General features: G+C 68.4%; 23 protein-coding genes and 1 riboswitch. Of the genes, 10 read left to right on the top strand and 13 right to left on the bottom strand.

Features of this window, described 5'->3' with window-relative positions; translation table 11 throughout:
- Positions 1–13 precede the first annotated feature (13 nt).
- The 5 genes from AB0M87_RS17830 to hisC all read right to left on the bottom strand — a co-directional run bounded on the left by AB0M87_RS17830 (position 14) and on the right by hisC (position 9,213).
- A complete protein-coding gene (locus AB0M87_RS17830; protein WP_365853834.1) occupies positions 14–1,717 on the bottom strand; it encodes a GAF domain-containing protein in 1,704 nt (567 codons plus the stop codon).
- A gap of 37 nt (positions 1,718–1,754) precedes the next feature.
- A complete protein-coding gene (gene cydD / locus AB0M87_RS17825; RefSeq protein WP_365853832.1) occupies positions 1,755–5,321 on the bottom strand; it encodes a thiol reductant ABC exporter subunit CydD in 3,567 nt (1,188 codons plus the stop codon).
- Between the two features lie 15 nt (positions 5,322–5,336).
- Complete coding sequence (gene cydB / locus AB0M87_RS17820; RefSeq protein WP_365853830.1) at positions 5,337–6,338, bottom strand: cytochrome d ubiquinol oxidase subunit II; 1,002 nt, start codon at positions 6,336–6,338, stop codon at positions 5,337–5,339.
- A gap of 13 nt (positions 6,339–6,351) precedes the next feature.
- Positions 6,352–7,929, bottom strand: coding sequence for a cytochrome ubiquinol oxidase subunit I (locus AB0M87_RS17815; protein WP_365853828.1), 1,578 nt, complete (start codon positions 7,927–7,929; stop codon positions 6,352–6,354).
- Positions 7,930–8,133: 204 nt separating this feature from the next.
- A complete protein-coding gene (hisC, locus tag AB0M87_RS17810; RefSeq protein ID WP_365853826.1) occupies positions 8,134–9,213 on the bottom strand; it encodes a histidinol-phosphate transaminase in 1,080 nt (359 codons plus the stop codon).
- Between the two features lie 338 nt (positions 9,214–9,551).
- Between hisC and AB0M87_RS17805 the strand changes: the two genes are divergently transcribed.
- From AB0M87_RS17805 to AB0M87_RS17795, 3 genes are all read left to right on the top strand, one after another.
- The gene (locus tag AB0M87_RS17805; RefSeq protein WP_365853824.1) at positions 9,552–10,673 is read left to right on the top strand and encodes a LacI family DNA-binding transcriptional regulator; all 1,122 of its coding nucleotides are present in this window, start codon (positions 9,552–9,554) and stop codon (positions 10,671–10,673) included.
- Between the two features lie 171 nt (positions 10,674–10,844).
- Positions 10,845–11,906, top strand: coding sequence for a metallophosphoesterase (locus AB0M87_RS17800; protein ID WP_365853822.1), 1,062 nt, complete (start codon positions 10,845–10,847; stop codon positions 11,904–11,906).
- A gap of 149 nt (positions 11,907–12,055) precedes the next feature.
- Positions 12,056–12,886 (top strand): hypothetical protein, encoded by an 831-nt coding sequence (locus tag AB0M87_RS17795; protein ID WP_365853819.1) that lies wholly within the window; start codon positions 12,056–12,058, stop codon positions 12,884–12,886.
- A gap of 37 nt (positions 12,887–12,923) precedes the next feature.
- Here the strand turns inward: AB0M87_RS17795 and thiC are convergent, their stop codons facing one another.
- The gene (thiC, locus tag AB0M87_RS17790) at positions 12,924–14,723 is read right to left on the bottom strand and encodes a phosphomethylpyrimidine synthase ThiC (protein WP_365853817.1); all 1,800 of its coding nucleotides are present in this window, start codon (positions 14,721–14,723) and stop codon (positions 12,924–12,926) included.
- A riboswitch (TPP riboswitch) is annotated at positions 14,716–14,840 on the bottom strand. Its footprint overlaps the gene before it by 8 nt.
- Before the next feature lie 68 nt (positions 14,841–14,908).
- Here thiC and AB0M87_RS17785 point away from each other — a divergent pair.
- Entirely contained in the window at positions 14,909–16,246 is a 1,338-nt protein-coding gene (locus tag AB0M87_RS17785; protein WP_365853815.1) for a YibE/F family protein, read from the top strand.
- 26 nt (positions 16,247–16,272) lie between these two features.
- Here AB0M87_RS17785 and AB0M87_RS17780 read toward each other — a convergent pair whose 3' ends face one another.
- The 4 genes from AB0M87_RS17780 to AB0M87_RS17765 form a co-directional block, all read right to left on the bottom strand.
- Positions 16,273–16,707: an SsgA family sporulation/cell division regulator gene (locus tag AB0M87_RS17780; protein WP_365853813.1), complete on the bottom strand. Its 435-nt coding sequence runs from the start codon at positions 16,705–16,707 to the stop codon at positions 16,273–16,275.
- Positions 16,708–16,821: 114 nt separating this feature from the next.
- Positions 16,822–17,559 (bottom strand): helix-turn-helix domain-containing protein, encoded by a 738-nt coding sequence (locus AB0M87_RS17775; RefSeq protein ID WP_365854129.1) that lies wholly within the window; start codon positions 17,557–17,559, stop codon positions 16,822–16,824.
- A gap of 144 nt (positions 17,560–17,703) precedes the next feature.
- Positions 17,704–17,916: a DUF5326 family protein gene (locus AB0M87_RS17770; RefSeq protein ID WP_365854127.1), complete on the bottom strand. Its 213-nt coding sequence runs from the start codon at positions 17,914–17,916 to the stop codon at positions 17,704–17,706.
- A gap of 189 nt (positions 17,917–18,105) precedes the next feature.
- Complete coding sequence (locus tag AB0M87_RS17765; protein ID WP_365853811.1) at positions 18,106–18,423, bottom strand: cupin domain-containing protein; 318 nt, start codon at positions 18,421–18,423, stop codon at positions 18,106–18,108.
- A 51-nt stretch (positions 18,424–18,474) separates the two neighbouring features.
- Between AB0M87_RS17765 and AB0M87_RS17760 the strand changes: the two genes are divergently transcribed.
- From AB0M87_RS17760 to AB0M87_RS17745, 4 genes are all read left to right on the top strand, one after another.
- A complete protein-coding gene (locus AB0M87_RS17760) occupies positions 18,475–18,852 on the top strand; it encodes a phage holin family protein (protein ID WP_365853809.1) in 378 nt (125 codons plus the stop codon).
- Positions 18,853–18,870: 18 nt separating this feature from the next.
- Positions 18,871–20,019, top strand: a complete 1,149-nt coding sequence (locus AB0M87_RS17755) for a cystathionine gamma-lyase (RefSeq protein WP_365853807.1) — start codon at positions 18,871–18,873, stop codon at positions 20,017–20,019.
- A gap of 200 nt (positions 20,020–20,219) precedes the next feature.
- Complete coding sequence (locus AB0M87_RS17750; protein WP_365853805.1) at positions 20,220–21,116, top strand: LysR family transcriptional regulator; 897 nt, start codon at positions 20,220–20,222, stop codon at positions 21,114–21,116.
- A 61-nt stretch (positions 21,117–21,177) separates the two neighbouring features.
- Positions 21,178–21,660: an NUDIX hydrolase gene (locus AB0M87_RS17745; RefSeq protein ID WP_365853803.1), complete on the top strand. Its 483-nt coding sequence runs from the start codon at positions 21,178–21,180 to the stop codon at positions 21,658–21,660.
- 26 nt (positions 21,661–21,686) lie between these two features.
- Here the strand turns inward: AB0M87_RS17745 and AB0M87_RS17740 are convergent, their stop codons facing one another.
- The gene (locus AB0M87_RS17740; protein WP_365853801.1) at positions 21,687–22,322 is read right to left on the bottom strand and encodes an HAD-IB family phosphatase; all 636 of its coding nucleotides are present in this window, start codon (positions 22,320–22,322) and stop codon (positions 21,687–21,689) included.
- A 239-nt stretch (positions 22,323–22,561) separates the two neighbouring features.
- On the opposite strand from AB0M87_RS17740, the gene AB0M87_RS17735 reads away from it, so the two are divergent.
- Positions 22,562–23,434, top strand: a complete 873-nt coding sequence (locus AB0M87_RS17735) for a GNAT family N-acetyltransferase (RefSeq protein WP_365853799.1) — start codon at positions 22,562–22,564, stop codon at positions 23,432–23,434.
- Positions 23,435–23,469: 35 nt separating this feature from the next.
- On the opposite strand, the gene AB0M87_RS17730 is transcribed toward AB0M87_RS17735, so the two are convergent.
- On the bottom strand, positions 23,470–24,675 hold the full coding sequence (locus AB0M87_RS17730) for an MFS transporter (protein WP_365853797.1): 1,206 nt from the start codon (positions 24,673–24,675) through the stop codon (positions 23,470–23,472).
- Between the two features lie 156 nt (positions 24,676–24,831).
- Between AB0M87_RS17730 and AB0M87_RS17725 the strand changes: the two genes are divergently transcribed.
- Positions 24,832–25,284: a GNAT family N-acetyltransferase gene (locus tag AB0M87_RS17725; protein WP_365853795.1), complete on the top strand. Its 453-nt coding sequence runs from the start codon at positions 24,832–24,834 to the stop codon at positions 25,282–25,284.
- 33 nt (positions 25,285–25,317) lie between these two features.
- Here AB0M87_RS17725 and AB0M87_RS17720 read toward each other — a convergent pair whose 3' ends face one another.
- Complete coding sequence (locus AB0M87_RS17720) at positions 25,318–26,712, bottom strand: serine hydrolase domain-containing protein (RefSeq protein WP_365853793.1); 1,395 nt, start codon at positions 26,710–26,712, stop codon at positions 25,318–25,320.
- Positions 26,713–26,738 lie beyond the last annotated feature (26 nt).

The raw sequence follows: 26,738 nt of genomic DNA, 5'->3' as shown, positions 1-26,738 counted from the left end.
TCCCCGACGCGGTCTACAGCGGAACCTCCCACACCACCGACGTACCACCGCCGTCGCCACCGAGTCCGGGACCGTGCCGGCTGGCGCCGCCCAGCGATTCGGCGCGCCGGTTGAGATTGTGCAGACCGCTGCGCCGCCCGCCGGCCGGGATGCCCACCCCGTCGTCGGAGACGGTGAGCCGCACCGCCGGGCGTCCGTCGGCCAGTTGTGCCGTCGCGTCGACCTCCACCTCGATCCGGGAGGCCCCGGCGTGCCGGAAGGCATTCGAGAGCGCCTCGCGCAGCGCTGCGATCAGGTTCTTCCCGGTGAGGTCGCCCACCGTTCTGTCGACGTCACCGAGGAAGCGGTGCCCCGGTTTGAACCCCAGCGGCACGGCCGCCATGTTGATCTCCCGCAGTACTCGTACGCGCAGCCCGGACGGCGTCTCGGAAGAGCTCCGCTGGAGGGCGAAGATGGCCGTGCGGATCTCCTGGATCGTCACATCCAGTTCCTCCACGGCCCTGGCGACACCCCGCTGCACGTCCGGGACCACGGACTGGCGGTGAGCGCCCTCCAGCATCATCCCGGTGGCGAACAATCGCTGCACGACCAGATCGTGCAGATCCCGCGCGATCCGGTCGCGATCCTCGAAGACGGCAAGGCGCTCCCTGTCCCGCTGCGCGTCCGCCATCATCAGAGCGAGCGCCGCCTGTGAGGCGAACTGGGTCGCCAGGGTCCGCTCCGTCTCGGTGAACGGCCGGGCGTCCCGCGCCCGTGGGGTAGCCAGCGCGCCGAGCACCCGGCCGCCGCTGTGCAGCGGCAGCATCATGCTCGGCCCGAACCTGCGTCCCAAGCCGGTGACGAGCCGCGGATCCGTGTCCGGGTCGTCCACGAACACCGGCCGACCGGACAGCAGGGCCCGCACCACCGGGCTCCCCGCCGGGATGATCTTCCCGAGGGCGTCACCGGGGTGATCGGTGGAGACAGCGACGATCTCCAGCCCACCGCGGGCAGCGGGCAGCAGGACCACCCCCGCCACCGAGTCCGCCAGCTTTCGCGCCTGTTTGGCGACCACGGAAAGCGCCTCATCCGGGTCGCCGCCGGAGAGCAGCGCCGTGGTGACGGCCACTGAGCCGTCGATCCACCGCTCGCGCCGACGGGCCGCCTCGTACAGCCGGGCGTTGCCGATCGCGATCCCGGCCTCCGCGGAGAACACCCGCACCATCTGCAGGTCACTGTCGTCGAACTCGCCCCCGCCCCGCTTCTCGGCCACGTAGAGGTTGCCGAAGACTTCCCCCTGCACCTGGATGGGAACGCCCAGGAAGGTCCGCAACGTCGGAGGGTGCGGAGGAAATCCGGGAGACCGCGCGTCGGCCGTCAGATCGGCGAGCCGCAGCGCACCAGGATCGTGGATCAGCGCACCCGGCAGCCCCCGGCGGCCGTCGGGTCTCCGCCCGGCCTCCGCCGCCTGCTCCGTGGACACGCCATGGGTGATGAAGTCGGTCAGGCCGGTGCGCTTCTGATCGAGCACGCCGATGGCGGCATAGCGGGCATCCACCAGTTCGGCGGCGGTCCGGCAGATCCTGTCCAGCGTGGGCTGCAGGTCCAGGCCGGTACCCACCGACCGCATCGCCGCAAGCAATCGCGGCACCCGCGCCGACAATTCGCCGGAGAGGCCGTGCAGACCGGAGGCTGCGCGAGCGGCGGCGCCGAGGGGATCCGCGGAATCCGAGGACATACCACAGAGCCTAGTAAGTCCCGTTTGGGGTGGAAAGTCAGACTCTGTCGGCTCCCGCCAGATCACTGTCCCGTTCTCGCTCCAGCATCCGTCGCAGTGGCCCGTCCAGCGCTGCGAGCTCCGCATACGGCCCGCGCTGCACGATCCGGCCGGCGTCCAGCACGATCACCTCATCGACCGCCTCGATCCCACGCAGCCGGTGTGTGATGAGCACTGTCGTGCGGCCCTCGGTGGCGGTCAGCAGATCCGCCGTGAGCGCGTCGGCGGTCACCAGGTCGAGATGCTCGGCCGGCTCGTCCAGCACGAGCATCCGGAAATCGGCGAGCAGCGCCCGGGCCAGAGCCAGACGCTGACGCTGGCCGCCGGAAAGTCGGGCGCCGTGCTCCCCCACCGGGGTGTCGAGTCCGTCGGGCAGACCGTCCGCCCAGTCGAGCAGCCTGGCTCCGGCCAGCGCGGCGCGCAGCTGCGCGTCGGTGGCGTCGGTGCGGGCGAGCCGCAGATTCTCCCGGAGCGAACTGTCGAAGATGTGCGCGTCCTGGGCGCACAGCCCGACGAGCCGCCGGACCTCGTCGCTGTCCATCGCATCGGCATCGACCCCGCCGAGCGTGTAGGAGCCCGCCGTCGGGTCGAGGAAGCGCAGAAGCACCTGGGCCAGCGTCGTCTTGCCGGATCCCGATGCGCCGACGACAGCGACCCGCCGGCCGGCCTCGAGGCGCAGATCGACACTCTCGAGTGCCGGGTGCCGCTGTCCCGCATGGCGGGCGGTCAGGCCCCGCATATCGAGGGGGAACGGCGATCGCGGGGCGGGCGTCGGCCGGGCCGGCTCCTGGACGGGTTCCGGCGCGTCGAGGACCTCGTAGACCCGCTCGGCACTCCGGCGGATCCGCTGGCGGTGCTGCACGGCGAGCGGAAGTCCGGTGACGGCTTCGAAGGCGGCCAGCGGAGTCAGCACCACCACCGCGAGCTCCGCCCCTGCGAGCCGCCCGTCATGCACGGCCGCGACGCCGACGAACGCCGCGGCTACGACGGTCAGCCCGCACACCAGCGCCGTCAGACCACCGCCGAGCGCGGTGGCGGCAGCGCCTCGGGCCGCGATCCGGGTCAGTGCCCGGTCTGCCGTACGGGTGGCCCGCAAGCGGCCCGGCACCGCTCCGGCGACCGTCAGCTCCGCGGTCCCGGAGAGCAGGTCGGCGACCTGGGTGGCCAGCGCCCCACGTGCCGGAGCGAGGTGCCGCTCGGCCCGTCGGGCAAAAGCACCACTGAGGGCCGGCACACCCACCCCGGCAATGATCAAACCTGCGGCGAGTACCGCGCCGGCCGCAGGCAGCAGCCAGCAGGTGAATCCGATCGCGGCCGCCCCCACCACTGCGGCCACGGCTGTCGGCAGCAGCCACCGCAGCCAGTAATCCTGCAGCGCGTCCACGTCAGCGACGAGCCGTGACAGCAGGTCCCCGCGCCGTACCCGGCTCAGCCCGCCCGGTGCGATGCGCTCCAGCCTGCGGTAGACGGCCACGCGCACATCGGCGAGCATCCGCAGCACCGCGTCGTGCGAGACCAGTCGCTCCGCGTACCTGAAGACGGCCCGACCGGTCCCGAACGCCCGGGTCGCGGTCACCGCGACCATGAGGTAGAGCACCGGCGGATGCTGCGCGGCCCGCGAGATCAGCCAGCCGGAGGTCGCCATCAGGCCGACGGCCGACCCGAGAGCGAGGCTCCCCAGCAGCAGGGCGAGCATCAGTCGTCCACGCAGTCCGCCCGCCGACTCGCGCAACCGCGCCAGTGGATGCCGCGATCCGCCCCGCCCAGGCTCGGCGGGAAGCCACTCGGCGGGGAGCCGATCATCGGGTGCCCGGTCGCGGGGTGACCAGTCATCGGCCGGCGGAGCCTCGGGCCTCGCGCTGTGGACTGCTCGGCCGGCAGCCGATCCGGGCACCGCCGCTGATGGGGCCGCGGAAGCGGAAGGTCCGGAGGACGGTGCGGCGAGCGAGACGACCCGGTCGGCCACGGCCAGCAGCGCGGGCCGGTGCACCACCAGCAGCACGGTGCGGCCTGCCGCCAGTCTCCGTACCGCCTCGACGATCCCGGCCTCGGTCTCCCCGTCCAGTGCGGCCGTCGGCTCATCGAGCAGCAGCAGCGGCCGGTCCGCGAGGAAGGCCCTGGCCAGCGCGATCCGTTGGCGCTGGCCTGCCGACAGGCCCGTGCCCCCCTCGCCGAGCACCGTGTCCATCCCGCCGGGCAGGCCGGCGACGAAGTCGTGCGCCCCGGCATCCCGCAACGCATCCGCCACCGCACCCGCTGCTGCCTCCGGCCGTGCCAGTCGCACGTTCTCGGCGATCGTGCCGGCGAACAGATACGGGTGCTGCGGCACCCAGGCGATCTGCTGCCGCCACCGCTCCGCAGACAGGGAGGCCAGCTCCACCGGTCCGACGCGTACTCGGCCCTCGTCCGGGGTCACCAGCCCCAGCAGTACCTGCAACAGCGTAGTTTTCCCGGCGCCGCTCGGCCCGGTGACGGCGACCGTCTCTCCGACTTCCACGACCAAGGACGCAGCATCCAGTGCCGGTTCGGCACGCCCGGGACGACGTACTGTCACGTCCTCCAGCTCGAGCCGCAGCGAGGCCGGCACCTCCCCGGTACCGCCCACGGGCAACGGGGTCTCCAGCACCTCGAAGATCTCCTCCGCGGCCGACAGGCCCTCTGCCGCTGCGTGGTACTGCGCCCCCACCTGACGCAGCGGCAGGTAAGCCTCGGGGGACAGCACGAGGATCACCAGCCCGGTGTACAGATCCAGGTCGCCGTGGACCAGACGCAGCCCGATACCGACCGCGACCAGGGCCACCGAAAGCGTCGCCAACAGCTCCAGGGCGAACGATGACAGAAAGGCGATCCGCAGAGTCCGCAGGGTGGCCTTCCGGTAACGGTCGGTGATGGTTCTGATCGACTCCGCCTGCGCCTTGGCCCGTCCGAACACCTTCAGCGTCGGCAGCCCGGCGACCACATCCAGGAAGTGCCCCGACAGGCGGGACAGCAGCCGCCACTGCCGATCCATCCGCGACTGGGTGGCCCAGCCGATCAGCATCATGAAGACCGGGATCAGCGGCAAGGTGCCCGCGATGATCGCCGCCGACACCCAGTCATCGGTGACGATCCGCGTCAGTACCGCCAACGGCACCACCACGGCAAGCCCCAACTGGGGGAGGTAGCGCGAGAAGTAGTCATCCAGCGCATCGACACCACGCGTGGCAAGCGCGACCAGCGATCCGGTGCGCTGTCCGGTCAGCCACTGCGGCCCGAGGCCTGACGCGTGCTCAAGCAGCCGGCTCCGCAGCTCCGACTTGACCGACGCGCTCGCCCGATGCGCGGCCAGTTCGGTCAGCCAGGCCACCAGGCCACGTCCCAGCGCCACCGCGCCGAGCAGCAGGAGGGGGGTCCGCAGTCCGGGCTCATCGAGACCGTGCTGGAACGCCCCCACCACCACATCGGCGATGAGCATTGCCTGGGCGATGAGCAAGCCCGCGCCCGCAAGCCCGAGGGCCACCACAGCAGCCAGGAAGAGACGAGTGGCACCGGCGTACCGGAGCAAACGCGGGTCGATCGGTTTCACGTGAAACATCCCCCACTAGTGGGCTTCGGCTATGTGCTGGGTGCCGAGTCGCTTGCGGAAAACCCAGTACGTCCAGCCCTGGTAGAGCAGGATCAGGGGCGTCATAAAGCCCGCCACCCAGGTCATGACTCTGAGCGTGTACGCCCCGGACGCGGCGTTCTCGATCGTCAGATCCCATGCGTAGTTGAGCGAGGACGGCATGACCTCCGGCGCCAGGGAGAGGAACAGTGCCGCCACGGTGGCGGCAATGGCCGCCCCGGTGAAGGCGAAGGCCCAGCCCTCCCGCGTCCGGGCATTCGCGGCGAACGCGCCGACCAGCGCGGCCAGTGCCACGCAGGCCGCGATCAGAGTGGCGCCGTTGCCACGGTCCGTCTGGAGCCATACCAGGAACGCGGCGGCGAGCACTCCGGTGACAACCGCGGTCCGGGCCGCGAAGGCCCTGGCCCGTCCCCGTATCTCGCCCACCGTCTTGAGGGCGGTGAAGACCGCCCCGTGCAGCGTGCACAGCGCCGTGAAGGCGAGCCCGCCGAGAACCGCGTACCAGTTCAGCAGGTCGGCGGGGGAACCGGCGTAGTCCTGATGACTGTTGATGGGCACCCCGTGAACGAGGTTGGCGAAGATCATTCCCCACAGGAAGGGGAGGAGCAGCGAACTGGCGAAAAGCACCCACTCCCAGTTGCGCTGCCAGCTCTCCTCAGGCCGCTTGTGCCGGTACTCGAAGGAGAGAACCCGCACGATCAGCAGCAGCAGGATCAGCACCAGCAGCAGATAGAAACCGCTGAAGAAGGTGGCGTACCAGACCGGGAAAGCGGCGAACATCGCGCCGGCCGCAGTGATCAGCCACACCTCGTTGCCGTCCCATACCGGACCGATGATGTTGATCAGAACCCGGCGCTCCTGCCGGTCCCTGGCCAGCAGCCGGGTGAGGATGCCGACCCCGAAGTCGAAGCCCTCGAGGAAGAAATAGCCGGTCCACAGAACAGCGATCAGCAGGAACCAGAAGTCGTTGAGGCCCATGACGTCTCTCCTCTCAGTACGCGAAGGTCAGGGGTTTGTCGTCGTCCGCGTGGAACGCGTCGGACTCACCGTCACCGGCCGAAGGGCCGCGCAGCCGAGGGTCCTTCGCCGGTGGTTTCTCGTCCGTGTCGGGGCCGAGTACGGCGTACTTCTTCATCAGCCGGACATTGATCCAGCCGAGAACGGCGTACAGCGTCATCAGGACGATCAGTGAAATGAGCATCTCTGTCGGGGAGACGCCGGGGGAGACCGAATCGGCCGTCTTGAACAGTCCGAATACGGCCCAGGGCTGGCGGCCCATCTCGGTGAACACCCATCCGATGGAGTTCGCGATCAACGGGAAGACCAGCGACGCCATACCCACCCGCCAGCCCCACTTGGTGAAGAAGGGGCCCAGTTCACGGCTCGGGGTGAGCATCAGCTTGGGAGCTTCGTCGTCAGCGGTGCGGTGTTCGGGCAGCAGCCACTTCTTCTTCCGGGTGAGCCAGAGCCCGGCTGCCGCGGCGATCGAGGCGGTGAGTCCGATTCCGATCATGAGACGGAAGCCCCAGAAGGTCACGAAGATGTTGGGTACGTAGTCGGCCGGCTTGCCGCCGTACTTCTCCGCCTCCGCCTTCGCGGTCTCATGGATGCCGGGCACCGCTGTGTGGAAGTCGTCATGGGCGAGGAACGACAGGATCCCGGGAATCGACAGTTCCACGGAGTTGTGGCCCTGGCGCACATCGCCCACCGCGAAGACGGAGAACGGCGCGGGCGCCTGGGTCTCCCAGAGTGCCTCGGCTGCCGCCATCTTCATGGGCTGCTGCTCGAACATGACCTTGCCCAGCTGGTCGCCGGAGAGTGCGGTGAGGATGCCCGCGATGACCGTCATGACCAGGCCGAGCCGCAACGAGGTCCGCATGGTGGTGGTGCGCTTGGTGCCGGTGCTCTCACCCGCCGCGCGGGCCCGCCTGATCTTCCACAGGTGGTAGCTGGAGATCCCGACCACAAAGGCCCCGCCGGTGAGGAACGCCGACGTCATGGTGTGAGTGAAGACCACCAGCGCGGTCTTCTGGGTCAGCACGTGCCAGATGTCGTTGAGGTGGGCGACCCCGGTGACCGGATCGATGGAGTACCCCACCGGGTGCTGCATCCACGAGTTGGCCGCCAGGATGAAGTACGCCGAGAAGGTGGACCCGATCGCCACCATCCAGATGCAGGCGCAGTGCAGCTTTTTCGGCAGCTTGTCCCAACCGAAGATCCACAGTCCGATGAACGTGGACTCGAAGAAGAAGGCGATGAGCGCCTCCATCGCCAGCGGGGCGCCGAACACGTCTCCGACGAACTTCGAGTAGTCCGACCAGTTCATACCGAACTGAAACTCCTGGACCAGACCGGTGGCGACCCCGATCGCCAGGTTGATCAGGAGCAGCTTCCCCCAGAACTTCGTGGCGTGGAAGTACTTCTCCCGGCCGGTTCGCACCCAGGCCGTTTCCAGCCCCGCGGTGATCGCGGCAAGGGAGATCGTGAGGGGGACGAACAGATAGTGGTAGACGGTGGTCAGACCGAACTGCCATCGCGCCAGGGTCTCCGGCGCCAGAGCCAGCTCCACGTCGTCACTCTCCTTAGGTGGCGGTGGCCACAGCAACACTTGCCCCTTTGGTCCCCCACAGCACGGGGCGAAACGGGCCGCTTGTGAAAGCGTTCACATTCACAAGCAATATTACGTAAGTACTTTTTGGACAACGAAGGCGGGGTGCCCCTTAGGGCACCCCGCCTCGTTTCTGGCCGGTCGATGAGGTCGGCTACGGCTCGGCTACAGCTCCTGACGGAAGGCCTCGGCCGCCTTCAGGAAGAGGTCGTTGGCCTCCGTCTCGGCGATCGTGACGCGCACCCCCTCGCCGGCGAAGGGGCGTACGACCACACCCGCCTTCTCGCAGAAGGCGGCGAAGTCACCGGTACGTTCCCCCAGCCGCAGCCACACGAAGTTCGCCTGGGTCTCGGGCACGCTCCACCCCTGACCGATCAGGGCCTCACGCACCCGGGTCCGCTCCACGACCAGTGAACCGACCCGGCCCAGCAGCTCGTCCTCGGCACGCAGCGAAGCGACCGCCGCGTCCTGCGCCAGCTGACTCACGCCGAACGGGACCGCCGTCTTGCGCAGCGCGGCGGCGACCGGCTCATGAGCCACCGCGAAGCCGACCCGCAGCCCGGCCAGCCCGTAGGCCTTGGAGAAGGTGCGCAGCACCGCGACATTGGGCCGGTCCCGGTAGAGCTCAATGCCGTCCGGAACATTCAGGTCGCGATTGAACTCGCGGTACGCCTCGTCCAGAACCACCAGGACGTCCGAGGGCACCCGGTCCAGAAAGCGCTCGAGCTCTCCCCTGCGGACCACGGTGCCGGTCGGGTTGTTGGGGTTGCAGACGAAGATCAGCCGAGTCCGCTCGGTGATCGCATCGGCCATCGCATCGAGATCGTGCACCTCCGCGGAGTCCAGCGGTACCTGTACGGCCTTCGCCCCACTGATGCGCGTGATGATCGGATAAGCCTCGAACGACCGCCAGGCGTAGATCACCTCGTCGCCCGGCCCCGAGGTCACCTGAAGCAGCGACTGCGCGACGCCGACGGACCCGGTGCCGGCGGCCAGATGCGATACCGGCACCCCGAAGCGCCCGGCCAGCTCATTCATCAGGCCGGTGCAGGCCATGTCCGGGTAGCGGTTGAAGGACCCGGCTGCTGCGACGGTGCTCTCCATCACACCGGGCAGCGGCGGATAGGGGTTCTCGTTGGAGGACAGCTTGTAGGCGACCGGGCCGCCGGCGGCGGCCGGTTTGCCCGGTACATAAGCAGGGATGTCGTCCAGCACGGCACGCAGCTTGGGGCTCTTCTCGCTCACGGCGGGTCCTCCTCGACTCGAATACTCCATACCTTATGAGGATTCGCCTCCTGGGCGAATGGCGGGCGCCGAAACAGGGGGAGCGCTTGAGCGACGGGCGTGCGCTGGTAGCTCACTCCGTGGCGCGCATCCCCCGTTGAGGTGAGTTGAGACCGCATCGCAACATCAGCCAGGGGGCAGGCCTATGCCGGTCCGTGCCCGACACTCCGTGGATGGTCCCTCCAATCACCTTGACTTCTATGGCGGTTGGGCTTGAATGATCATGCAGAAACGTCCCTGTCAACGAGTGAATATGCTTCCCGCCTGACCGCCCCGCATCGCCCTACTATCGGCTCGCCATGACAGCAGCAGGGAAGCACCAAGTGAGCCGGGCGGAAACTCCCCGCAGGGCCAACCGGCAAGGGCGAGCGGGCATCCGGGACGTTGCCGCCGCGGCCGGCGTCTCCATCACGACCGTCTCCGACGCGCTCAACGGCAAGGGCAGGCTCCCGGACGCCACTCGCCGGCATGTCCGTGAGGTCGCGGACCGGCTGGGCTATCGCCCGTCCGCCGCGGCCCGAACCCTCCGGACCGGAAAGTCCGGCCTCATCGGCCTGACCGTGACCACGTACGGGGATGAACCTTTCACCTTCACCGAATTCGCGTACTTCGCCGAGATGGCGAGAGCCGCCACCTCAGCCGCGCTCGCACGCGGCTACGCCCTCGTCATCCTCCCCGCCACCTCGCGCCACAGCGCGGTCGACGTCTGGTCGAATGTCGCCCTCGACGGCACCGTCGTCATCGATCCGTCCGACCACGACCCGGTCGTCTCCGAACTCGTACGCCAAGGGCTTCCCGTCGTCTCCGACGGCCGCCCGGCGGGCACCCTGCCCGTCACCGCCTGGGTCGACAACGACCACGAGGCCGCGGTTCTCGATCTGCTCGACCATCTCGCGGCCGCCGGGGCCCGTCGCATCGGACTGCTCACCGGCACCACCACCGACACGTACACCCGGCTCTCCACCACCGCCTATCTGCGCTGGTGTGAGCGGGTCGGGCAGGACCCGGTGTACGAGTCCTACCCGGCTCACGACCCCTGCGCGGGCGCCATCGCCGCCGACCGTCTGCTCGCCCGGCCGGACCGGCCCGATGCCGTGTACGGACTGTTCGACCCCAACGGAACCGACCTGCTGGCAGCCGCACGACGATACGGATTACGCGTCCCGGAGGATCTGCTGCTCGTCTGTTGCAGCGAATCCACCGTGTACGCCAACACCGAACCGCCCATCACCACTCTGTCGCTCAAGCCGCGACGGATCGGCACCGCGGTCATCCAGTTGCTCATCGACGCCATCGAAGGCATCAACAACGACCTCCCGGTCGAGCAGGTCATACCTACCGAACTCATCGTCCGGACCTCCTCACAGCGGCGTCCGCCACGCACCACGGTCAGTGCGCCGCGTTCTCCCACCCCGGATTAATCATCCCAATGGGCGCAAAAACGTCAGCCAATCACAGGAGCACCCGGATTCAGCACCCCTGGTGCGTCACACGGGACGAGTCGCATTCCTATGATGGGCGCACGACACCGCGGGCCCCCCGACCAGGCAGGTCCGACCGGTGCACGGCGCGCGACGGTGGTGGAGGGGTCGATGACTCAGGGGGCCGGTCTGGAACCCGCGATGCGGACAGCGACAGTGCGGGAATTCCGCGTACCGCCTCTGCTCGCACCCGAGCACGCCCACAACTCCGAGCCGGCGTCTCCCCATGACTCCGAGCCGGACGGCTACACGCCGACCCAGCGGGATCTCCCGGTGATCGGCCGGGGCGGCCCCGGTGACACGGCCGTCGTCAGGACCGAAGCCCCGGCCCCCGCGGCCGACGGCGAAGGGGGCCCCGGCCCGCTCTTCGTCGTCGGTGACGTCCATGGCTATCTCGACGAGCTGCTGGCCGCCCTGCGCGCCCAGGGCCTCATCGACGCCGAGTCCAACTGGTCCGCGGGCAACGCCCGTCTCTGGTTCCTCGGCGACTTCACCGACCGCGGTCCGGACGGCATCGGCGTCATCGACCTGGTGATGCGGCTCTCCGCGGAGGCCGCGGCGGCCGGCGGCTACTGCAAGGCCCTGATGGGCAATCACGAACTGCTGCTGCTCGGCGCCAAACGCTTCGGCGACACACCGGTCAATTCCGGTGCGGGCACCGCCACCTTCCAAGCCGCCTGGCTGCTCAACGGCGGCCAGAAGGCGGACATGGACCGGCTGCAGGACGTACATCTGCAGTGGATGTCCCGGCTCGACGCCATCGAGCTGGAGGACGACCACCTGCTGATGCACTCCGACACCACCGCCTATCTCGACTACGGTGACTCGCTCGAAGCCGTGAACGACACCGTCCGCGAAACCCTCACCCGCAACGACGCAGACGAGTGCTGGGACCTGTTCCGCAAATTCACCAAGCGCTTCGCCTTCCGCGACGCGACCGGGCCGCAGGCCGTCCAGGAACTGCTCGGCGTCTTCGGCGGCCACCACGTCGTCCACGGGCACAGCCCCATTCCGTATCTGCTGGGCGAGGTCGGCACCGAGGACGGTGAGGACGGCCCGCGTACCGTCATCGAGGGACCGCATGTGTACGCGGACGGCCTGGCCATCGCCATGGACGGCGGAGTGACCATGGCCGGAAAACTCCTTGTGGTGCAGCTGCCGCTGCCCAACTGACCACTCTGTGGATATGCGATTTACGGAAACCCTCTGTTACCCCGTGCCGTAACAGCTCTACCATCGGGTTATCCGTAGCAGGCTCTCCTCCGTTTCCGCCCCATCGCCCGTCAAAAGGCGGGTGTCCCGGCCCTACGGAGCATCGGGGGATGCACATGAACAGCGCTTCGCACCTGCTGATCGAGGATCGCCCGGAGTTCGAGCGCATCCTCGACCACACACTGCGTACCGCGCACGACCGTCCGGAGCTGGCAGAAGTCGGCCACCGGCTCAACACCGAACAGTTGCGCACCATGGTGCTGAACGCGGATGTCCTGATCACCACGGCGGCAGCAGCAGAGTACGAACACTTCGTGAAGGTGCGCGCGGAACTGCGTACGCCCGCCACGGCTTCGGCGCGCGCCTCCGTCCTCGCTCCGGTGACCGGTCAACCGACCAGCACGACCGGTGCGGGGCTCGCGGCCGTCATCGCGGTCCTGGCGCCCGTTCTCGCAGGCGCCGCTGCCGCGATATTCCTGCTGGTCGGCTACCTGCTCAAAGCTCTTGATCCACCACCGGAATTCGCCGACACCATGCTCACGGCGGGCTGGTTCTTCGGTGCGCTCACCGCGGCTGCCATCCTGGTCGCGGCGATCGGCCTGCTTCTCGCGGCTCTTCGCAACGGCTCGACCGAACTGCATGCCGACGAAGAGGACGGCGACGGCGGACTCTCCGACGAAGTCGCCCGCGCCCGGGATGCCTGGCGCCACGCTCTGCTGGAACGGGGCATTCTGCCGTTCCTGCGCGAGGCTCTCGCCGACCCGGGCACGGATCCGGTGACTCCGGTACCGCGCCGGTCCGCGGGCCGTATGCCCGACCTCGGCTACAGCAGGCCCGACTACGCCAGTCCCGGGGACGGTGACGAACTGCAGCGCCCCAGTTTCACCAGCCCGGACTTCACCAGTCCGGACTTCGGGGGGCCCGAGCACCGGCCGGAGTGATTTCTCCGGCCGGCGTGCGGGGCGCGGACCTCCCGTGTCAGTCGGCGATCGGCAGATAGACGCGGTTGCCGCTCGCGGCGAACTCCCGGGACTTCTCCGCCATCCCCGACTCGATCTCCTCCTGACTGCCGCCGTGTTCCCGGCGGATGTCCTGAGAGATCTTCATCGAACAGAACTTCGGCCCGCACATGGAGCAGAAGTGCGCGGTCTTCGCCGGCTCGGCGGGCAGCGTCTCGTCGTGGAACTCCCGTGCGGTGTCCGGGTCGAGAGCCAGATTGAACTGGTCCTCCCACCGGAACTCGAAGCGGGCGTCCGACAACGCGTCGTCCCACTCCTGCGCGCCGGGGTGCCCCTTGGCGAGGTCCGCCGCATGAGCGGCGATCTTGTAGGTGATGACGCCGGTCTTCACGTCGTCCCGGTTGGGCAGGCCCAGGTGCTCCTTCGGCGTGACGTAGCAGAGCATCGCCGTGCCCCACCAGGCGATCATCGCGGCCCCGATGCCGGAGGTGATGTGGTCGTAGGCCGGCGCCACATCCGTGGTGAGCGGTCCCAGGGTGTAGAACGGGGCCTCCTCACAGATCTCCTGCTGGAGATCGATGTTCTCCTTGATCTTGTGCATCGGGACGTGTCCCGGGCCCTCGATCATCGTCTGGACGTCATGCCGCTTGGCGATCGTGTTGAGCTCCCCGAGCGTGCGGAGCTCAGCGAACTGCGCCTCGTCGTTGGCGTCCGCGATCGACCCGGGCCGTAGTCCGTCGCCGAGCGAGTAGGTCACGTCGTAGGAGGCGAGGATGTCGGAGAGCTCCTCGAAGTTCTCGTAGAGGAACGACTCCTTGTGGTGCGCCAGGCACCAGGCGGCCATGATCGATCCGCCGCGTGAGACGATCCCGGTCTTGCGGCGCGCGGTGAGCGGCACATACGCCAGCCGCACGCCGGCATGCACCGTCATGTAGTCGACACCCTGTTCGGCCTGCTCGATGACGGTGTCCTTGTAGATCTCCCAGGTCAGTTCCTCGGCCCGGCCGTCGACCTTCTCCAGTGCCTGGTAGAGGGGCACCGTCCCGATCGGGACCGGGGAGTTGCGCAGCACCCATTCACGGGTGGTGTGGATATTGCGTCCGGTGGACAGGTCCATGACGGTGTCGGCGCCCCACTTGGTGGCCCAGGTCATCTTGTCCACCTCTTCCTCGATGGAGGAAGTGACCGCGGAGTTACCGATGTTGGCGTTGACCTTCACCAGGAATCGCTTGCCGATGATCATCGGCTCGATCTCCGGATGGTTGACGTTGACCGGGAGCACGGCCCGGCCGGCCGCGATCTCCTCCCGGACAACCTCGGGGGAGACGTTCTCGCGGACCGCGACGTACTCCATCTCCGGGGAGATCTCCCCGCGTTTGGCGTACGCGAGCTGGCTCACCGCGCGGCCGTCGCGGCCCCGCCTGGGCTGCCGCGGCCGGCCCGGGAAGACCGCGTCGAGTCCGCGCAGATCACCGTCTCCGCCACGGAGCAGGCCACCGCGCGGCGACGTGTGCTTGAGTCCGTCGTCCTCGGGACGGACCGGGCGTCCCGCGTATTCCTCGGTGTCGCCCCGGCCGATGATCCAGCTCTCCCGCAGCGGGGCCAGCCCACGGCGTACATCCGTCTCAACGGTGGGGTCGGTGTACGGACCTGACGTGTCGTACAGCGTCACGTGCTGCCCGTTGGTGAGGTGTACCTGCCGGACCGGCACCCTGAGGTCGGCCCTCGAGCCCTCCGGGCCCGGGACATACCCCTTGTGCCAGCCGGGCTTGCGCTCGTTGCTGTCGTTGGCAGGCGTGTGTGCGTCCACTGTGGTCATCAGACCTACTCCCTACGCCGGCATTACCCGGTAACAGGTTCGGCGGTCGGCGCAGCTGCAGCGATTGCTGGTCAGCGCCCTCTCAGCCCGGTGCTCCGAGCTCCCGCGTGTGCAAAGGTGCCCCCACGCTAGCGCCCTGCCGGGCCTGCTGAACAGAGGGCCTCTCTTCTTGCGATGATCCGGCAGTGACCTCGCTCCTGGATCCGCCCGACCGGACATCCGGCCATCCCGCCGGGCACACGCACAGCCATGGCCCCGCGGCTCCGGTGTCCAAGCACCTCCGCAAGGTCATCGCGGCCGTGCTGATCCCCTTCTCCGCAGCGGTGATCGTCGGCCTCCTCGTGCTCTGGCCCGGCGGCGCGCCGCCGCACGCACGCACCGGAGTCGGCTTCGACCGGCAGACGCAGCAAGCACGAGTGGTCGCCCTCACCGCTGTGGACTGCAAGGACGTGCATGCCAGTCAGACATCGACCACCGGAGACTCCACCACCGGAGATCCCGCCACCGGCGCGGAGGCGGGCACGTCAACAGGGGAGTGCAGGAAGGCGAAGGTCGAGGTGGAGACCGGCAGGGACAAGGGCAGGATCTTCACCGAGATCGTCCAGCCGGACGCACCACGGCAACTGCACCAGGGGCAGGGAGTGGTGGTGGCGTACGCGCCCGACGCACCGCACGACCTGCAGTATTCGGTGTCCGATGTGGACCGGAAGCTCCCGATGGCCCTGCTCGCCGGGGTCTTCGCGCTGGTGGTGGTCGTGGTGGGCAGGATGCGGGGGGCGATGGCCCTGGTCGCACTGGTCGTCAGCTTCGCCGTGCTGACGCTGTTCATCCTGCCCGCCATCCTGCACGGGTCGGATCCGCTGATCGTCGCGGTGGTGGGGGCGAGCGCGATCATGCTGATCGCGCTCTACACCTGCCACGGGCTCAGCGCCCGTACCTCTGTCGCCGTCATCGGCACCCTGGTCTCGCTGTTGCTGATCGGCCTGCTCGGCTCACTGTTCACCGGGTGGGCGAGTCTGTCCGGCAATACGGACGACAGCACCGGTCTCATCCACGGCCTGTATCCGCACATCAGTATGAGCGGGCTGCTGCTGGCCGGCATCATCATCGGCTCGCTGGGCGTGCTGGACGACGTAACGGTCACGCAAACCTCAGCCGTATGGGAACTTCACCAGGCCGATCCCACCATGAGCGCCCGCGGGCTCTACCGGGCCGGTATCCGGATCGGCCGTGACCACATCGCGTCCGTGGTGAACACGCTGGTCCTGGCATACGCGGGTGCGGCGCTCCCCCTGCTGCTGATGTTCTCCATCGCGCAGAGCAGCGTGGGCACAGTGGCCAATGCCGAACTGGTGGCGCAGGAGATCGTCAGGACTCTGGTCGGCTCGATCGGCCTGGTCGCCTCCGTCCCGGTGACCACGGCGCTCGCGGCGCTCGTGGTCGCGGCCGACCGGCCGAACCGCGGTGACGCTGCTCCGGCGCGTGTGCCGCGGGGCGGTGGGGGGCACCGCCGCAGGCACTGAGGCAAGGGACAGCGGGGCGGCTCGGCCTACCCCGCGTTCTCCTCGGCCAGAATCCGGCCGAGCGCGTCGTCGAGGCTGCCGTCGAAATGGCGCAGGGTGTGTTCCTGTCCGAGGGGTACCAGCTTGTCCGTACGGTCGAGAAAGGCCACCAGCGGCGCACTGCCGGCCCGGAAGAGAGCGCGGTCGGCGCCGACCTGGAGCCGGATGTGTGTGTCGGAAAGCCCGGCAGGCTCGCTGGGCGATACGTGCACATCACCCTCACCGGTCGGGGCGTTGATGCCGTCGAGCAGCAGCTCGCGGCTGAACGTCCAGGTCACCGGGGCGTCTCCGGGCAGATGGAAGGTCATCCGGATCGCATAGGGGTCGGTGACGTCGTAGCAGAGTTCCACCGGGATACGGAAGGAGAGCTCCTCGGAGACGAGGAAGCTCATCATGACCTCTGCCTGGACCAATTCGCGCATGTCCCTACCCCGCAGTAGACGCCGTGTTGGATCACGAGATGGCCGGGACTGTGCCCCGCAACCGTCTTGACGTAATCGTGCTGTAAGCGCTAGCGGATCACAAGGAGTGATATTTCAGATACTGATAGAGAACACTAAGGAATGAAGCAGAGCTCCGACTTCACACCGTAACTGTTCGACTACTGACTGCAACTGTTCTCTCTGGTTCACAGGTATGGAAATGGCCACGGTGGCGGCAGCCGATCCCGCGGTGACCGGGATGGCCGCACAGACGGTTCCGAGGGCGTACTCCTGGTGCTCAACCACCGGCTGCATCCGCTCGACCGCGGCCAGCCGCTCCAGCAGGACGCGCCGGTCACGCACCGAATACGGGGTCAGCGGCTGCACCGGATAGCGATCCAGATGATCTTTGCGGGACGCCTCGTCGAGCTGGCTCAGCAGACACTGCCCCACCGCGTGAGCATGACCCGTTTCCCGGAAGTCCGCCCACTCCTCGACGGCGGGCGTGGCGGGGGTGTCGGCGATCGCGACAAGTTCGATTTCACCGTCGCGGTAGACCGCGAAATACACCGCGACACCCAGCGAGTCACGCCAGTAAGTCAGCGAATCCACCAGCGTGGCGTGGCCGCTGTGGACCGCCCCGTCACCGCCCAGCCGCTCGGCAGCCGCTCCGGGCACGAAAACACCGCTCTCCCGGCGCAGGTAGCCCTCGTGGGTGAGCGTGCGCAGCAGGTGGTACGCGGTGGGCAGCGGAAGTCCGGCTTCTCGAGCCAGCTGCTTGGCCGGGGCGCCGTCAGGATGGGCGCCCACCGCCTCCAGCAGTCGGAGCGCCCTCTGCACCGAAGCGATCAGTGTCGGAACAACTGGTCGAGGTGTCGTGGCCAAGCGGTCATCCCCAAGAAGCGGCAGAGATGCCCCACTTTAGCCACTGCCGTCACCGGAGCGGGACGGTTCGCCGACCCCGGCCGCTCAGCGGAGGCCGGCTGCCGCCGCGACTCACCAGTCGCCGCGTGAGGACGACGAAGAAGTGAACTTGCGTACGACGTAGATGAGGCCACCCACGATGGCGACGAAGACCAACAGCTTGAAGAGCAGACCGATCACGAAGCCGACCACGGTCGCGATGAGACCACCGAACACGACCAGGGCGATGACGGGCACCGCGACCCACTTCACCCACCACGGCATTCCCGCGAAGATCTCTCGCACCGCCATCGTCTTACCTCTTCCTGGGTCTTCCGGTCCTGCTCGGCCGCTCCGGCTGCTCCGGGCGTCCTGTCACCGATGCTAAAGCCGTCGAACGCGACAGCGGGTGGTCGGCATCCCTTGTCCTCCCCTGACCCGACCCCTACGGGACGCTTCCGTGCGTAGGCCGGCGACCCGTGGGGTGGAGGAGGGTCAGCCCTCCGGCGGTGAGAAAACCACAAGCACCCGCAGGTCCTCGGAGATGTGATGGAACTTGTGCGTCATCCCGGCCGGCACGTACACCACACCGCCGCGGGCGACCTCGGTCGTCTCCGTGCCCACGGTGATCGAGGCCCGACCGCTGACGACGAAGTACACCTCGTCCTGTCCGTGCGGCTGCTGCCGGTCGGTCTCACCGGCGTCCAGCGCATAGAGGCCGACCGACATGTTTCTTTCGCGCAGGAACTGCAGATACGCACCGTCGTTGGCAGCGCGCTCCGCCTCGAGTTCGTCCAGCCGGAATGCCTTCATTGCCCGTCAGCCCCTGCACTTGTCCCGATCATGTCTGCCACGATCAGACACATGAAGAATTTCGTAGTCAAGACGGTCGCCAATGCCGCGGCCCTGTTCGTGGCCATCTGGCTGCTTCAGGACATCACGCTGGGCGGCGACTCCACCGGCCGCAAGGCCATAACGCTGATCATCGTCGCGCTCGTCTTCGGCGTGGTGAACTTCGTCGTCAAGCCCATCGTGAAGGTCGTGGCCTTCCCCCTGTTCATCCTCACACTGGGGTTGATCACTCTGGTGATCAACGCCTTGATGTTGCTGCTCACCTCGTGGCTGTCCGGCAGACTCGACCTCTCGTTCCATGTGGAGGGCTTCTGGACCGCCGTGCTCGGCGGCCTCATCATCGCGATCGTTTCCTGGGCGATGAATGTCGTCCTGCCCGACGAGGACTGACGAGGACCGAGGCCCCGCATGAGCTCCGACCCCAGCATCAGCCCGGTTCCCGGGGACGGCACCCGGGCGGTTCGCGCCGGGCTGCCCGAACCGGTCAAGTATGAGCCGACCCTGCCCGGCCCGGTGTTCGCCGCCCACTACCACCTGCCGGGCGAACCCACCGGGCCGTACACCTACGGCCGCGACACCAACCCGACGTGGACGTACCTCGAAGCAGCCATCAGCGAGCTGGAGTCGCCGCTGGAGCCGGCCGAGACGATCACCTTCGCCTCGGGGATGGCCGCGATCTCCGCGGTACTGCTCTCGCAGGCACGCGCGGGTGATGCGGTGGTGCTGCCCGCCGACGGATATCAGGCGCTGCCGCTGGTGCGCGAACAACTGGAGGCCTACGGGATCGAGGTGCGCACCGCGCCGACCGCCGGGGATGCCCAGCTCGATGTCCTTGAGGGCGCGCGGTTGCTGTGGATCGAAACCCCGTCCAACCCGGGACTCGACGTTTGCGACGTGCGGCGGCTGGCGGCGGCCGCGCACGCCGGCGGTGCGCTCGTCGCCGTCGACAACACGCTCGCGACCCCGCTCGGACAACGTCCGCTGGAGCTCGGTGCCGACTTCACCGTGGCCAGCGGCACCAAGGGACTCACTGGCCACGGCGACATCCTGCTCGGCTATGTGACCTGCCGGGACACGCAGCTCGCCGCACGCGTAAGGAAATGGCGCAAGGTGGTCGGTGCGATCCCGGGGCCGATGGAGGCCTGGCTGGCGCATCGTTCGCTCGCCACCATCCAACTGCGGGCCGACCGGCAGTCCGTGAACGCGCTGGCACTCGCCGGGGCCTTGACCGGCCGGGCCGAGATCACCGGTCTGCGCCACCCCGGCCTGCCCGGCGACCCGTCCCACCGGGTCGCAGCGGGACAGATGCGCCGCTTCGGCTGCGTCGTCTCCTTCGTCCTGCCCGACCGCGGGTACGCGGAACGCTTCCTCGACGCGCTCCGGGTCGTCGACGACGCGACCAGCTTCGGCGGCGTCCGTTCCACCGCGGAACGGCGCCGGCGATGGGGCGGCGACGACGTGCCGGAAGGCTTCATCCGCTTCTCTGTCGGCTGCGAGGACACCGACGACCTCGTGAACGATGTACTCAGGGCGCTGCACGAGGCCGCACCGCGGTAGCCCGGCCGGTACGACGAACGGCCCGAGCCTCCCCCCTCATGGCTCGGGCCGTTCCGGTTCCACGCGCGAAGAACCGCGAGGACAAGGCTAGTTGACTGTGAGTCAATGTCCAATCACGGGAGCGACAGAGACCTATCGACATATTTATAGTTGGGAGCGGCCGGAGACGTCTTCGAGCAGCCAGGACGGGACGCAGAGAAATGGACCTTGCCCTGCTCCGCACCTTCGTCACCGTGCACCGGGCCGGGTCCTTCACCCGTGCCGCCGCGCTCCTCGGACTCTCCCAGCCCGCCGTGACCAGTCAGATACGCGCCTTGGAACGGCAGCTGGGCCGTCCACTTTTTCTGCGCCAGGCACGCGGTGTGACCCCCACCACCATCGGTGACGAACTCGCCCACCGCACCGCCCCACACCTGGACGCCCTCGTCGAGATCACCGAGAGCGGCCTCGACGAAGAGAGCGGCTCTCGCACCCTGCACCTGGCAGGGCCCCCCGAGTTCACCGCGATACGCGCACTGCCGGCTCTCACCGCACTCATCCCGCAGGGAATCTCACTGCGGGCCTCCTTCGGCAATGCCGAGCAGACCCTGGAGGGGTTGGCTTCCGGACACCACGACCTGGCCATCACCACCGCCCAGCCCCGCGGCGGACTGCTCACCGCGACCGCACTCTGCGACGAGGAGCACGTGCTGGTCGCCTCCCCCCGCTGGGCTGCCCGGATCGGTCCCGGGCTGCTGCGCCGCAAAGGACCCTCCGTACTGGCGGAGCTTCCTGTGGTCGAGGTCCATGAGTCGCTGCCGCTGGTCGCCCGCTACTGGGCTGCGGTCTTCGACAGCATCCCTGCCGCGACCGGCACGGTCGTCGCGCCCGATCTCCGGGCGGTCCAGCAGGCGGTGGTGGCGGGCGCGGGCCTCGCCGTGCTTCCCCGCTACCTGTGTGAGGACGCCCTGGCACAGGGCGCGATGGTGGCCCTGCTCGACCCTCCGGTCCCTCCCCTGCGCACCTATTTCCTGGCTGTCCGGAGCGGCACTCTGGCCCTTCCGCTGATCGCGCGGGCGCAGGATTGGCTACTGCGAGCTGCGGCCGACTGGTCCTGAGGCGCTGGATCAGTAGCGGGCAGGGAGTTTCAGAGTGGGTTCTCCGGGCCAATCTCCTTCCATGACCGAACGCCCAGTGGTCAAGCGCACCGCACGCGCCGTCCTGCTCGACGGCGACCACCTGATCCTCATCAAGAGGACCAAACCCGGTGTGGACCCGTACTGGGTGACCCCAGGCGGCGGAGTCGAAGCCGAGGACACCAGCGTGGTCGACGCCCTGCACCGTGAGGTGGACGAGGAACTCGGAGCCAAGATCACCGATGTGGTGCCCTGCTTCGTCGACACCGTGGAGCACATCCCTGACGACGGCAGCCTGGCCGGGGTGAAGGTCCAGCACTTCTTCGTCTGCCGGCTCGAGTCCATGGACCCCTCGATGCGGCACGGACCCGAGGTGGACGAGCCGTGCGGCGGATATGAGATCGTCCGGGTGCCCTTCAGCCGGGTCGGGATCGCCGCTGTCCACCTGGTGCCCCTGTCACTGCGGCATTACCTCGACGGCAATATCGAAGGCGTGCACGCACTGCTGGCACCCGACCTCGGATGACCCCCGGTTCCTGGCATGACTGCGGCTCAGGACCCGTCACTGTGCGCCAGCGCATACACCTCGCGCAGATCGCCTCCGGCATAGCTGTGCGTGGCAAGACCTGCCAGATGCCGGTCCGCGTTCACGGCGACCGAGAGCGGCACCGACCTGAAGAGTTCCACGTCCGACATCGAGTCGCCGTACGCGACGCAATCGGCCCGTCCGACGCCGAAGTCAGTACAGAGCTGATCGGCGATCCGTACTTTCGCCGCGGCACTGAGGATGCCCGCCGGATCCACCGGCCGCGTGAACGGGACTTCCGGAAAGCGAGAGCCGTGCGCGGCATGAACTCCCCAGCCGAGCAGCCGTTCCACGAAGAACGATGGCGAGAGCGAGATCACCGCGCAGTACTCCCCGCTCTCGCGTATCTCCCGCCACACCTCCCGGATACCGGCGAGCCAGGGCGCTGCTTCGAAGGCCGCCCTCACATGCTCCCGAGTGAGCTCGGACCACAGCGCATGCACCCGCGCCGCGTATTCCGGTGGGCCGATCCTGCCCGAGCCGAGATCCTGTTCCAGTACGCCGATCTCCTCCAGCAGTCCCAACTGCCGGGAGATTTCCACGGGTGCGGCCGATCCGCGTATCAGCGTTCCGTCGAGGTCGAAGAGATGCAAGCGCGCCATAGGGGCCGAGGCTAGTACAGCGAGTTACTGCCACTGGCGGACCCCCGACGCCCCGGCCCCGACAGCCTGTTTCACGTGAAACCGCTGACCCGCCCCGTTCGCCGGGTGCTCTCGAATTCTGGCTGACCCTTGTCACTCCGACCGCATCAACCCTTGCGCAACCACACGCCGACGGAAGCAACCAGCGGGCAGCCGGAAAGCGATGGACGGATCACACCCGCATCAGCAAGCTTGGTCTCATGCCCTCACCGCTCGATGAGCTCTCCATCCGCCGGCTGAACCCCGGCGATCTCCACTCCTGCGCCGACCTCTCCGAGAACCGAGGCTGGCCGCGTGAAGAACACAAGTGGAGCCTGCTGCTCGCAGCAGGTACCGGTTATGGGATCGATGACCCGCAGGGTAAGGGCCTGGGCACCGCCTGCGTGGTCACCTCCTACCGCGGCATCGGTGCGGGCGACCCGGGTCTCGCGGCTATCGGCATGGTTCTCGTCGCCGAGGAGTACACGCGCCAAGGCATCGGGCGGCGCCTGATGAAGCATGTCCTCGCCGCGTACCCCGAGACCCCACTCAGCCTGCATGCGACTCCGTACGGGCAACCGCTGTACGAGGAGCTCGGTTTCCTCGCCACTGGCAGGGCCGAGATGATCCGGGGTCGCTTCCGGCCGCACGGCCCTGCTCCGAAGGCGGCCACTCGCCCCGCCACAGCCCGCGATCTGCAGGCAATTCTGCGCCTGGACGGCGAGGTCTTCGGCGTGGACCGCACCCAGATGATCACACGGCTGCCTGCCTTCGCCGACCAGTTCCGGGTGGCGGAGGATGCCACCGGGGTCACTGGCTATGCGGCGGCCTGGCCCACTGCGGCAAACGATGTGGTGGGCCCGCTGGTCGCCCGTGACACGGAGACGGCGAAGGCCCTGATCGCCTCCCTCGCAGCCGGCACCGATCGCCCGCTGCGGACCGACATCGATGTGCGCCATCAGGAACTTCTGGACTGGGCGAAGGCCGGCGGAATGGAACCGGTCACCTTCAACGCGGTGATGACCTACGGCATCCCCGGTCTTCCGGGTGACTGGACCCGTCGCTTCGCCCCGCTGACGGTCGCGGCAGGCTGACGGCGTCAGGCCGCCGAACGGTGCCGTCGGCCGGATCAGCGGCGTACCGGAACGGCGGCCGCGCCCGACGACGAAGCGACGACTCGGCCGGGAGATACCCTCCGCCGCTCCAGCGTGCTGGAAATGAGGGCGAGGAACAGCGCCGATGCCGTGAGCACGGCGCCCACCCAGTTGGGGGCGGTGTAGCCGAGACCGGCCGCGATGGCCATCCCGCCGAGCCAGGCCGACAGCGCGTTGCCCAGATTGAAGGCGCCGATATTGACGGCGGATGCCAGCGTCGGGGCGCCCGCCGCCTGGTCCAGTACCCGCTTCTGCAACGGCGGCACGGTCGCGAAGCCGAGGCCACCGATCAGGAAGATGGTGACAGCCGACGCGATCCTGTGGTGCGCGGTAACCGTGAACAGTGCCAGCACCAGAGCGAGACCGCCGAGGGAGACGTACAGCAGCGGCATCAATGCCCGGTCGGCGAACTTGCCGCCCACCAGGTTGCCGCTGACCATACCGAGCCCGAAGAGCACCAGCAGCCAAGTGACAGTGGACTCCGAGAACCCGGCGACCGAGGTCATCATCGGCGAGATGTAGGTGATCGCAGCAAAGACACCGCCGAAGCCCAGCACGGTCATCGCCATGGCGAGCAGCACCTGCACATTGCGGAACTCCCCGATCTCATGGCGCAGCCGTACCTCCTGGGGCCTGGGGTGCTCCGGTACCAGCCTTGCGATGCCCAGCAGTCCGGCGACGCCGAGCGCGGCGACGATCAGGAAGGTGAGCCGCCAGCCGATGTCCTGGCCCACGAGCGTGCCTAGCGGGACCCCGATGACATTGGCGAGAGTCAGGCCGGTGAACATCATGGCGATGGCCCCGGCCTTCTTCTGCGGGGCCACGACATCGGCGGCGACGACCGAGCCGATTCCGAAGAACGCGCCGTGGGCGAGAGAGGCAACGATCCGTCCGGCGAGCATCACCCCGAAGACGGGTGCGGTCGCGGAAATGATGTTGCCCGCGATGAAAAGAGCCATCAACAGCATCAACATTTTTTTGCGGGAGACGCGGGTGCCGAGCACGGTCATCAACGGTGCTCCGGCGACCACTCCGAGGGCATACCCCGTGACGAGGAGTCCCGCGGTCGGGATCGAGACGTGAAAGGACGCAGCCACCTGCGGCAACAGCCCGATCATCACGAACTCGGTGGTTCCGATGCCGAACGCCCCGATGGCGAGGGCGAGGAGCGCCAGTGGCATGGGGGTGGCCCCTTCCGAACGAGTCAGGTCATTGCATGAGCGCCTTACTTGCGTGGACAATACTTGCACACGCGCCCTAATTGCAAAGACCGGCCCCGGAACCGCGGGCACCCCAGGGGCCTGCGGATGCCCCCGGCTGCCGTAGCCTGGCGGACCATGAGTGACCTGGAGATACGTCCTGCAGGCGAGAGCGATATCCCCGCCGTCGTGGCCATGCTGGCCGATGACCCGCTCGGCGCCGGCCGGGAAACCCCGGACGATCTGGCCCCGTACATCGAGGCTCACCGGCGAATCGTCGCCGACCCCCGGCAGCACCTGGTCGTCGCCGTCCGCGACGGACGCCCCGTCGGCACCCTCCAGCTCACCGTGATCCCCGGACTCTCGCGCCGGGGCGCCACGAGGTCCGTCATCGAAGGCGTACGCGTCCACGCCGACGAGCGGGCGAGCGGTCTCGGCACCCAACTCATGGCCTGGGCGATCGGTGAATCCCGTAACCAGGGCTGCCGGTTGGTCCAGCTCACCTCCGACACCACCCGCACCGATGCCCACCGCTTCTACGCACGGCTCGGCTTCACGGCCACCCACCTCGGCTTCAAGCTCCAGCTCTGACCACCGGGACCGTCAGCTGTCGACGGCACTGGTTCAGCTCAGGCCCCGCCAGCCGCCTTCGTCCACGCCCCCCGGCACCGCAGCCGACGGCTCGTAGGGCCCTCGGGTGAAAACGAAGGAACCCAGGTCCAGATGGCTCACCACGCCGTCCCGCCGGACAACGCGCAGCCTTTCGCCGGCGTAGTAGCCGTCAAGCCCCGTCCAGGTTCCGTCCCCTTCCGCGCGGAACCGGGACCTCCGGCCAGCACCGGCCAGCGGACCGAACTCCACATCCCCATCCGCCGCCAGCCGCAGCCCCACCACGGTCGTGCCCCAGTACCACGGACCGGTCAGCTCCAGCAGGGCCGTGTCGACCGTCGGGGCCGGCCGCCAAGGCTGCGGCATCCGCGGTTCGGCATCGGCCACAATCCGCACCAGATCGGCCGCCACTGCCCCGGTGGCCGGCCCCGACGTAGCGTTCGCCAGCGCCACTCCGGCCACCCCGTCCTCAACGCTCAGCCAGAGGCCGGCAAGGAAGCCGGGCAGCGAACCGGTATGCCCGACAAGTGTGCGGCCGTCCCGCCGGGCGAGTTGCAGTCCGAGACCATAGCCGCCTTCCCAGTCACCGGCCTCCGGCGGAGCCGCCGGCGCGCGCATGTCGCAGACGGTCTCCGCGCCGAGCACACGGTCGTCGCCCTCCGCCAGGAACGCGGCGAACCTGCACAGGTCCCCGGCCGTCGACCAGAGTTGCCCGGCCGCCGCCATCACCCCCAGATTTTCCGACGGCTCCGGGAGGATCACATCCGCCCACGGGTGCACCGCCCAGCCACCGGCATGGGGTGGCTGCGGCTGTGCATCCGTGCGGTTCATGCCCAACGGCACGCAGATCTCACGCCGGACCACATCGGCCCAGGGTGCGTCTCGCAACGTCTCCACCACCGCGCCGAGCAGCGTGTAACCGGGGTTGGAGTAGTGGTGGCGGTGTCCCGCCAGATGCGGCGACGGCCGCTCGCCCAGGACTTCCGCCAGTCCGGGTCGCAGGGTGCTCGATGACCGTTCCCACCATGCGCCCGGCGTCTCCGCCGCCAGGCCGGCGCTGTGACCGAGAAGCTGTGCGATCGTCACCTCGCCCACGGCGCCGAGCTCACTACGGCCCGGTAGGTGCTTCTTCAGCGGATCCGCCAGATCGAGCAGTCCCTCGTTCCGCAGCCGCATCACCGCTACCGCGGTGAACGACTTAGTGATCGATCCGATCCGGAACTGCGTGTCCTCGTCCGGCTCATGGCCCTCCACACAACTGCGTGCCCCGGACCACACCAGCTGCCCGTCCCGCATCACCGCTCCCACCAGAGACGGCGATCGGCCCTCGGCCTGTGCGACGGCGACCCGGTGCAGCAGGGCGCGCCGGGTACTGGGAAGAAGGTCTGCAGTGGGCTCAGAAGAAGTCATGGTCGAGATCTATCCGAACATCATCG

The organism is Streptomyces sp. NPDC051320, assembly GCF_040682175.1.
Lineage (GTDB): Bacteria > Actinomycetota > Actinomycetes > Streptomycetales > Streptomycetaceae > Streptomyces.
The sequence above is the reverse complement of the archived record's forward strand: the minus strand, read 5'-3'. Positions and strand labels throughout refer to the sequence as shown.